At 39.5% G+C, this 10,976-nt stretch carries 4 protein-coding genes; all 4 read left to right on the top strand.

Features of this window, described 5'->3' with window-relative positions:
* Positions 1-179: 179 nt before the first annotated feature.
* The 4 genes from DXD78_RS00640 to DXD78_RS00620 all read left to right on the top strand — a co-directional run bounded on the left by DXD78_RS00640 (position 180) and on the right by DXD78_RS00620 (position 10,968).
* Entirely contained in the window at positions 180-1,370 is a 1,191-nt protein-coding gene (locus DXD78_RS00640) for a site-specific integrase (protein ID WP_005824324.1), read from the top strand.
* 859 nt (positions 1,371-2,229) lie between these two features.
* The gene (locus DXD78_RS00635) at positions 2,230-5,172 is read left to right on the top strand and encodes a SusC/RagA family TonB-linked outer membrane protein (protein ID WP_074668631.1); all 2,943 of its coding nucleotides are present in this window, start codon (positions 2,230-2,232) and stop codon (positions 5,170-5,172) included.
* A 20-nt stretch (positions 5,173-5,192) separates the two neighbouring features.
* The gene (locus DXD78_RS00630; RefSeq protein ID WP_117652452.1) at positions 5,193-6,791 is read left to right on the top strand and encodes a RagB/SusD family nutrient uptake outer membrane protein; all 1,599 of its coding nucleotides are present in this window, start codon (positions 5,193-5,195) and stop codon (positions 6,789-6,791) included.
* A gap of 1,078 nt (positions 6,792-7,869) precedes the next feature.
* Positions 7,870-10,968 (top strand): SusC/RagA family TonB-linked outer membrane protein, encoded by a 3,099-nt coding sequence (locus tag DXD78_RS00620; RefSeq protein WP_347781439.1) that lies wholly within the window; start codon positions 7,870-7,872, stop codon positions 10,966-10,968.
* Positions 10,969-10,976 lie beyond the last annotated feature (8 nt).

The raw sequence follows: 10,976 nt of genomic DNA, 5'->3' as shown, positions 1-10,976 counted from the left end.
AGCCGCTAAAACAGAGAACGGACCTGATTTTGAAACAAATTGAGAGTTCCCGGAGGCTAAATACCGATTAATAGCTAAACACAAAAAGACACTTTTTAGAGATATTAATTCTTATTCTAATCCCATCGAGCACAGAATATCGTCTTATTTGTTATTGGTATTAATTAAAATCAAGTAAAATGAGTAAGATTATTTACAATCTAGTGTACAACAGAAAAAGAAGCCTGAATAAAAAAGGAATGGCATTGGTACAAGTAGAAGCCTATTTGGACAGAAAGAAAAAGTATTTTTCAACCAAAGTTTATTTAAAGCCAGAACAGTGGGACAATAAAAAGCTTATTGTGAAGAATCATCCTAATGCAGATGCGCTGAATAGATTGATATATGAGTTCATGGCTATGATAGAAAAAAAAGAGTTGGAATTGTGGCAGCAAGGAAGGCGTATTTCATTAGAGTTACTAAAAGATGTTTTGAGCACAAGCGAAAACAAAACCTCTTTTATTCCTTTTTTTAGGCAAGAGATAGCAAACTCTACTCTAAAAGAAAGTACAAAACGAAATCATCTCTCCACTCTTTCATTATTACAACAGTTCAAAAAGGATGTAACCTTTTCTGATTTAACATTCGAATTCATATCCTCCTTTGAATATTTCTTGCAATCAAGAGGTTATCACACAAATACGATAGCCAAACATATGAAGCATCTGAAGCGACATATAAATGTCGCCATCAACAAGGATTATATGGAGATACAAAAATACGCTTTTCGAAAGTACAAGATTAAAACTATAGAAAACAAGCATACGCACTTATCTCCTGAAGAGTTGGAGAAGTTGGAGAAATTAAGCTTGGCTGGCAGATATACTAAATTGCAAAAGACTTTAGATGCATTCTTGTTTTGTTGCTATGCAGGAATGAGATATTCTGATTTTATCAGTTTATCACCCGATAACATCGTGGAGATTCGTCAAGAAACCTGGCTAATTTATAAATCCATAAAGACGAGTACAGAAGTCAGATTACCTCTTTATCTCTTATTCGAAGGAAAAGGGCTTGTTATTCTGGACAAATATCGGGATGACTTACAAAGCTTCTTTCATTTAAGGGATAACTCTAATGTGAACAAGGATTTAATTGTGATTTCCCGCCTAGCTGGTTTATCAAAAAAAATTTCATTCCACACTGCTCGCCATACTAATGCAACTCTATTGATTTATAATGGAGTAAACATTACAACGGTGCAAAAATTATTGGGGCATAAAAGTGTTAAAACCACACAAGTGTATACAAATGTAATGGATATGACTATAGTGCATGATTTAGAAAAGAACCATGCACTCATGCCTTTACCTAAAAAAACACGAACTTAGCATAGTCGATACTACACTTTCATATCATTAGTCATATACTTCTCCTTTAAAGTCTGTTCACTCACTATTCAGTTTCAGCCTGCTCGCTGCAAACTCACTGCATACGTTTTGCAGTACCACTGCATATTGTTTGCAGTATCACTGCATATTGCTTGCAGCCGCGCTGCATATTAGTTTGCAGTACCACTGCAACAGCTTTGCAGTATCGCTGCAATAGGTTTGCAAAATTTTGCAGTAAGAAATTGCTGAGAATCAATTAAGTATAGTATAGTGTAAATAGAAGATTGACATTGGTGTGTTATCAATATTTAAGACTGATTGGAGGTGTGGAAGCAAATTTTGCTTCCACACTTTTGCATTGCTTCCACAGCGTCTGTAATGCCGATGAATAGAGGGATACAAGGAGCGGGTGGAAGTGTGGAAGCAAAAATGATGAAAACTGTTATGAAGAAACAACAGTTGTCTTGATTGTTTAGCTAATCACAAAGTTTTGAGTTTACTGTTTTTTGAAGCTATTGAAATATTCTTTTACATAGACTTTAGTACTTTCGCTAATAAAATGACAATGTAGAGTAAATGCTTCATTGAAAGCAGCTAGGATGATAGATGTTGACAAAAGATATTCTTCATATAAGAGGAAGAATCATTTAAAATCTTTAAGCAACGTATTAACTTTATGATATACATATGATAACCAAGTCATTAATCCAACAAATAGTATCACAGCAGTAAGGTTTTATACATTGTACCCCTATACATACACCTTGTGAGAAAGGAAATTTCGCTATAGTGATTTCTATTACATGGTATAATCGCTTGATTATTAATAAAATAATAGTGTTGTAGTTCCGCGAAAACTCTGGTGATTTCGTACATCGGTATGAAGACTCAAGAAGTGGTAATCAAACCGAGCGTAAAAGTGGTTATGATGCCTGATACAGAGATACTTGATGAAGTAACAGTAGTGGCTTATGGCACTAAACGTAAACAAGATTTGGTGGGTTCTATCAGCAGTGTAAAGAATGAGATTATCAGTAATTCACAAGCTACATCCGTGTCCAATGCACTAGAAGGAGCTGTGGCTGGTTTGCAAGTTGTAAGTTCTTCCGGCCAGCCGGGACAAGATGCCAATATCGTATTACGCGGTATCGGTTCTATTTCGGCCAGCAACAATGCACTGATTGTAGTAGATGGTGTGCCCTTCAACGGCAAGTTGTCGGATATCAACCCTACAGACATTGCTTCAGTGAACGTGTCGAAAGATGCTGTATCCAACTCTTTGTATGGTTCCCGTGCAGCAGGTGGTGTGGTCATGATTACTACCAAGACCGGACGCAAAGACAAGGTGGCCATCAACTTTAACGGTTCCTGGGGTGTGGCACAGCGTGCGTACAAGGACTATGATATGGCTACTGATCCGGGAGAGTTCTACCGTTTGTCTTGGTATGGTCTTCGTAACACCTATTGGGCGGCTGGAAAATCCATTGAAGACTCTAATTTAGCAGCCAGTCAGGATTTGCTGGGCGAACTGGGTAATTACAATGCTTATATCATCCCGCAAGGAGAGTATCTGGTAACACCAGATGGAAAACTTAACCCTAATGCACGTCTGCGTTATAATGATTCGTTTGCCGATGCCTTGTTCGACAATGCCTTCCGTCAAGAGTATAATGTATCTGCATCGGGTGGTAATGACCGCACAGATTACTATGTATCTATGGGCTTTCTGGACAATGACTCTTATGTGCTAGGTTCTTCTTATGAGCGCTTTACGGCTCGTGCCAACGTTAACTCTCAGTTGAAATCCTGGTTGAAGGTAGGTACCAATGTAGGGTATTCCAAAGCAACTCAGAATGGTGTACAAGAGAATGCCGGAGCTGCCTCCAATCCTTTTGAGGTGGCACGATCTTGGGCTCCTATCTTCCCGGTTCATGCCTATGATGCAGAAGGTAATATGAAATATTATGAGGACGGAAATCCTATGTATGATGCCGGAAACGGTGAGACAGACGGTACATCTAAACGTCCTACGGCTACTAACCAGAATGTGATAGCCAATATGAAAGAGGATATTCGTGAAACTGTGTACAATAATCTGACTTCACGCTCGTATCTGGAAATCTCGTTCTTGAAGAATTTCAAGTTTACAGCAAACTACAGTTATGATTTCACGAACAGTAGCCAGACAGTATTCTACACTCCGCTCATCGGTGACGGACAGTCTTTCGGTGGTCGTGGTACAAAAGGAAGCTACAACACTACGACTACCAACTTCAACCAGATTCTGGCCTACAGCAATGTATTTGGCGATAACCACCACTTGTCGGCCAAGATAGGTCACGAGTACTATAAGTATGAATATCAGTATTTAGCAGGACAGAAGACCAACTTCTTTAATCCGAACAATCCGGAACTGGACAACGGTGGACAAATGCAATACATTAACAGCTACACGGCAAACCATAACATCGAGGGGTATTTCGGTATGGCAGACTACGACTATAGCAACAAATATTATCTTTCTGCAGCCTTCCGTCGCGACGGTACTTCTCGCTTCTTAGACCGCTGGGGTAATTTCTGGTCGGTAGGTGCCGCTTGGCGTATTTCCAACGAAGCATTCATGGAGGGTACAAACTCTTGGCTGAACGACTTGAAACTGCGTGCGTCTTATGGTACCCAAGGTAATGAAAGCATCCTTTCGGAGTATGACTATGCCTATGTGTACACGCCTTATCAAGACCAATACACAGTTACTTGGAATGGTTCAGAGTTGGGTTATTCACCGGAATTCTACGGTAATCCGGACCTGACTTGGGAAAAGCAGAAGACTTTTGACGTGGGAGTGGATTTCCGTCTATTCGACAGAGTATACGGTTCATTCGAATATTTTTATCGTCGTACAGACGATATGCTCTTCAAGCGCCCTGTAGCTTACTCTACAGCCGGACGTCCGTATAACTGGGAAAACCTGGGTGCGATGAAAAACACTGGTATAGAGTTTGAAGTGAATGTGGATATTTTCAATCAGCCCGACCTAAAGTGGACGGTATCGCTCGTGGGATCTCACTACAAGAACCGCATCGTGACACTGCCCGAAGAAAACCGTGAAAATGGTATCACTTCCGGTCCGTTCAACCTGCGCGAAGGTAAGAGCCGCTTTGAATACTATACTTATATGTATGCCGGTATGGATGAAAAAGGAAATGCCATGTGGTACATGGATGAGACAAACGAGAAAGGGGAAGTGACAGGCCGTACTACCACCACCACTTATGCAGACGCAACCCGCTACTTCATTGGAAAATCTGCACTGCCCGATTTCAACGGTGGTTTGAGCACTACTTTCTCTTACAAGGGAATTGACCTTTCTATAGCAACGGCTTTCCAAATTGGTGGCTATGCTTATGACTATTCTTATCTGTCCGGTATGAGCTCTTCATTCTACGTAGGTCATAATAAGGATATGTGGAAAACATTCAACCCTGAGACCGGTCAAGGTTCACTTCCTATTTGGAATGCTGACAATGCTTCCAACTCTTTCACTCAGCAATCAGACCTCAATCTGATAAAGGCCAGCTACTTCAGCATCCGTAACATCACTTTGGGCTACACATTGCCGAAGAACCTGATGCGGAAATTGGGTGTTGAGAAACTGCGTATCTATGCTACGGCAGATAATCTCGGCTTGTGGTCCAAACGTCAGGGATTTGACCCTCGTGTAGCAATGGCTGGTTCTGATGATGAATATGGAGGCTATTCTCCGATGCGTGTGATTTCCGGAGGTATCAACCTTACATTCTAAACTAAAAAATAAAATTGTATATGAAGATAATGAAATATATGATGCAGGTGCTTCTTGCTGGAGGCCTGCTTACATCTTGCATTGAAGATGCTGATGTTACCGCTTATTTGACTGAAGACCAACTGGGCAATGTGGCTCAGGAAGATCCTGATAAGGCTTTTTCAGCTGCTGTGGCAGGTATGTATACTGATATGCAACAGTATGTTGACGTCAATATGAGTCACAACTATTTCGGTCAAAAGAGTTTTGATTACTTAACATCGCTGATGGGCAACGATATGATTATGACCGGACGTTTCGCCATGAGTATGTATCATTATTTGCTGGATTACTGGCAACAGAACTATACTCCGACCAACAACCGTTGGAAAGAGTACTATCGCGTCATAGCCAATGCCAACAATATCCTCAAGCTGATTGACCCCAGCAGTGAAGATCCCGCCAATTTGAAATATCGTGCCATTGCCCTTGGTTTCCGTGGCTATGCCTACTTACAACTGACTTACTTATATCAGCATTCCTACTATACCGGTGCGGATGGAACGAAATGGGGCCGTGGAGAGAAATATGACTTCTCCCAGTCTCCGTGTGTACCGCTTATTACAGAGGATACAGAAGGTGACCAGCCACGTGCTACTGTAGCCCAAATCTATGAACAAATCAAGAGTGACCTTACTACTGCTTTCGACTTGTTCAAGAATTTGGATATGACGCGTACTTCCTCACCCACTGATATGGATGGCTGCGTGGTAGCTATGCATTTGGCTCGTGCAAATATGGTTATCCATGAATGGGATGAGGCGATAAAGTATGCGCAAGTGGTGATTGATAATTTCCCTATATTGCAGAGTGAAGACCAGATACTCCAAGGATTCAGTAATATCAGCTTGCCGGATGTAGTATTCGGTAGCGATGTTACAGCAGACAATAGTACAACTTATATGTCTTTCTTCTCGCAGATGGATACTTATGGCGATGGTTATGCCGGCATCGGTGTATGGCGCGCTGCCTTTAAGCCATTAGTAGACCGTATCGCGGATACTGATATCCGTCTGCAATGGTTCTGCTGCGACCGTTCTACAGGTGTAACAGATGCTTCCGGTAATCGTATAACATTGATTCGTGACACTCAGTCTCCAGTTGCCGTGGAATACCAAGCTGTAAAATTTATCGGTACAGGTCGTGATAACATCAAGGCCGGTGTGTTCAGCGGATGGGAACTGGGAGATTATATTTACCTGCGTTCAGAAGAAGCTTACATGATAAAAATGGAAGCTTTGGCTCACAAGGGTTCTGTAGAAGCAGTGACTGAACTGAATAGCTTTATGAAGACTCGCCAGCCCGATTATAATTACACTTTCACGAACAAGGCTGACCTGATAGAGGAAATCATTTATCAGAAACGTGTAGAGTTCTGGGGTGAAGGTTTGGAATATATTGATAATCGTCGTTTGAATATTCCTGTAGATCGTACAGATGAAACTTGGGGCGCAGAAAATAATAATCACTTCTCTGCCGGTAAGTTCCGTTATAACCAAGAAGACAGGCCGTTCCTTTACCAATTACCTCTCTCTGAAATAGAGAATAATTCTCAGCTTTCTCCGAGCGACCAGAATTAATACCTCAAAGGACATGTTATACGAAAAAATAACACAGAAGCGCTATCTGTGCAGACTAATCAAGCTGCATTACCCCAACAATAATAATGCGACAACTATGATGATTCATCCGGTTGAACATACCGGAATTTCATAATAAAGTGTTTTTGAGAAGCCACTCATTGTGAAATGGGTGGCTTTTCTTCTCTTAATCCTACAAAAGACTTCAGGAGAAGTGTTATTTCAAGATTACATATCTTCCCCAAAAAGCCCTTTATAAGAAACAGAGCAGTTTTTCCCATTCTTTGTTGATTGTGAGAAAATATTCTCCTTTTTTCTTCAATATCCCCCAATCTATCCGTTCATTATTGTGTTCAATTTTTACCAATTCGTAAAATGAAAAAATACAATGCCGGTCTTCCATCCGTTGGCTTCAATAAAAGTGAGGTCTTACCGATACGCCTAAAACCGTCATTTACGATTCTTCTTGAGACTGTTCTGCTATATTCTTTAAAACTGCCAATTCTTTTTTCGACTATAGAATTTCATAATACACCTTATCATTTTACATCAAGTCCACTATTATCGTAATGCACATTACGATAATACCAATTAGAGACGATAATTTGTATAAAATGAATTTCTCCTTGAACTTTTACACAAGAAACTATAAAGTAATTTATTAAGCTCCTTTAGAAATGATCTCATAAGTTCATTAGTTTTTTATACAGCAAACACAGACTTCCTATATTTGAAATAGGAATAAACTAATATTTATCTCTATCTGAAATGGGAATGGTTATTCTGTAATTTAAAATAGTATTTACATGAAATGCAATATTCTTATGGATGAAATAAGTAATACAAGTAAATATTCAACGAAAAACAAACAAATAATAGATATTGACATAATTACCCATTCTTTTAAAAAGAGGAATACTAATTTTACAACCGTAGTACATTAATTGACACTCAAACAGCTATTAATCAAAATATTACATTTATTAATGGTATCACATAAGTAAGGTTTTGTTTATTGTAGACCCATATAGGACAGCTTTGAAAAGAGTATTCCTTGTTTTAGCCAATTCTTTGACTTATTGTATATTCTTTATTATCAATATATTATACACATTGTAGTTCCGCGAAAACTCTGGTAATTTCGTACATCGGCATGCAGACTCAAGAGGTTACAATTAAGCCGCATGTACGGGTTGTCATGCAGAGTGATACTGAACTTTTGGATGAAGTTGTAGTTGTTGCCTATGGTACTGCTACAAAAAGATCCTTCACAGGTTCCGCTACTGAAATTAAAGGAGACCGTATTGCTAACAAAAATCCGTCCGAATTATCTAAAGCGCTAACCGGTGAAGTAGCAGGTGTACAAGTTATTTCAACTAGTGGACAACCCGGCTCAAATGCAAGCATCAGAATTCGCGGTTTAGGTTCTGTAAATTCAAGCCGTGCTCCGCTGTATGTAGTGGATGGAATCCCCTTTGGTTCAGATTTAAGTGGAATTGATCCTTCAGACATAGAGTCAACTACCGTATTGAAGGACGCAACAGCAACAGCTCTATATGGTTCAAGAGCTGCCAATGGAGTAATTTTGCTGACCACCAAAAGAGGTAAAAAAGGAAAAACGCAGGTTGAGGCAAATGTAAAATATGGTATCAACACCCGTATAATTCCTCTTTATGACACGATGGAAAATCCTGAAAGGTTTCTTGAACTGACATGGGAAGGTATTAAAAACAAATATATGTACCGCGCGAACAATCCTAAGGATGAAGCTACTGCCAAACAATATGCAAGCGAAGACCTTTTTGATGCAGATTACGGTATTGCCCCCGTATATAATATGTGGAAGGCTGAAGGTAAAAATCTGATAGATCCTGTTACTGGAAGAATGAAGGCAGGTGTAGTCCGCAAATTTACTCCGGAGAAATGGGAAGATTATATTTTCCGTACAGGAGAAAAAGTAGAAGCCAATGTTAAGATATCAGGAGGTAGCGACAAGTTATCACATTATACCTCTTTCGGTTACTTGAAAGATGAAGGATACTATATAGGTTCGGATTTTGAACGTTTTAATGCCCGTTCCAATCTGTCTCAAGACATCACCTCATGGTTGAAATCAAATGTTAATATGGCTTATAGCTATATGGAACTGAATAAGCCCGGTCAAGGTGACAACATGAACAATGGTTTCCAATTCATTAATTTTATGCCTTCCATATTTCCGGTATTCCAACGTGATGCAGATGGCAATAAAATAAAGGATAATGTGGTCGGAGGATATCTGTATGATTATGGTATGGCTGAAGGTTATGGACGTCCTTACGCTTCAGGCGTAAATCCAGCCGGAGCGATTCAATTGGACAAGAATGAGTACCAGTCTCATTCATTCAACGGAAATGCCATGTTTGAAGCAACTTTCTTGAAAGACTTCAAAGGAACGGTAAACTTTGGATTGCAATATCTTGGTACAAAAAACAATGAATTGACAAATCCATATTATGGTGATGCAGAGGGGTTAGGACGTATTTTCAAAAACATGAGTACATTCTTCAGCTTCACGTCAAACCAGATATTGTCATGGAAGAAAAGTTTTGGTGTGCACAATCTCGATGCATTCGTTGCGCATGAATCTACATTCTACAAGTCATCTGACAACTATGGCCAGAAATCAAAGATTGTTCGTCCTAACAATACAGAATGGTCTAATGCTGTAATTATGGACTATATGGATTCTCAAACCTACGGGTTTGACATGGAAAGCTACTTCGGACAAATTAGATATGATTATAACGATAAATATTTCTTTCATGGAACATTAAGACGTGATGGTTCATCACGTTTTGCCAAAGGGCAGAAATGGGGAACATTCGGTTCTATCGGCGCCGCCTGGGCCATCACTAACGAAAATTTCATGAAAGACGTGAGCTGGTTGAAGAATTTGAAATACAAGTTAAGTTGGGGTGTGTTGGGTAACCAAGACTTTATCACCAATCCTACCATTGCAGGTTATTATCCTTACAATGATTTGTATACGATCGGTAACCTGAATGATGAAATCAGTTTTAGCTTTAAATATAAAGGTAATCCTGATTTGACATGGGAACGCAGCGAAACATGGAATACTGGTATCGAGTTTAATATAGCCGATATTTTGGAAGGTGAAGTGGAATACTACAATAAGACTACCAAAGATATGTTGTTCCTAAAGCAAGTATCTCCATCGCTGGGATATGCACAATACCCCGTCAATGACGGTAAAATGGTCAATAAGGGTCTCGAATTTTCTTTGGTGGCACATCTTGTGAAAACGAATGATATAAGTCTTGATTTACGTGTTAATGGTGGACATTATAAGAATAAAATGACCCAGATGCCTATGGATGATACCACAGGAAAAGAAAAGCCATTGGAGATACAAGGTGCTTACGGATGGTCGAAAGGACATTCTCTGTATGATTTCTATATAAGAGAATATGCCGGTGTAGATCCAGAAACCGGTATGGCATTATACAACTCATACTATAATGTAAAAGCCGATGGAAGCAAGGACTTGATTACAGATATGGTAACTTACCAGCAAAACAATAAGATAGAGCGTTTGGAAGTAGAAAAGACCTCCGATTATAACAACGCAACTAAGAAATATGTCGGGAAATCAGGTATTCCGACTTTACAAGGGGGATTCGGTTTTGATTTAGCTGTTAAAGGTTTCGAATTAAATACGACTTTCTCCTATAGCTTAGGAGGATATGCTTACGACGGTGTATATGCTACATTAATGTCTAACAATACACCTGGTAGTGGAAACTGGCATAATGACATTGAAAATCGTTGGCAAAAGCCGGGTGATATAACAGACGTGCCACGTTTAACTTCCGGATATGACGAATATACAAATGCATCTTCTACTCGGTTCATTACCAGTCGTTCTTATTTGAATTTATCCAATGTAAGATTATCCTACACATTCCCTAAAAAATGGATGAATAGAATGAACATTGGTTCCTTGTCGGTTTATGTTTCCGGTGACAACCTGATGTTCATTTCGGCTCGTAAGGGATTTGTCTCAATGGCAGGAAATACCGTCAGTACAGATCCTAATGAGGATTCCGGAGGCTCTGACAGAAGTCAGTATGCTCCATTGAGTACTATTATGGGAGGTATTAAGATTCAGTTCTAACAATAAAA

This window comes from Bacteroides sp. D20, from assembly GCF_003436255.1.
GTDB lineage: Bacteria > Bacteroidota > Bacteroidia > Bacteroidales > Bacteroidaceae > Bacteroides > Bacteroides uniformis.
Note: the sequence above shows the minus strand (reverse complement) of the source record. Positions and strands in the feature narration are given on the sequence as shown.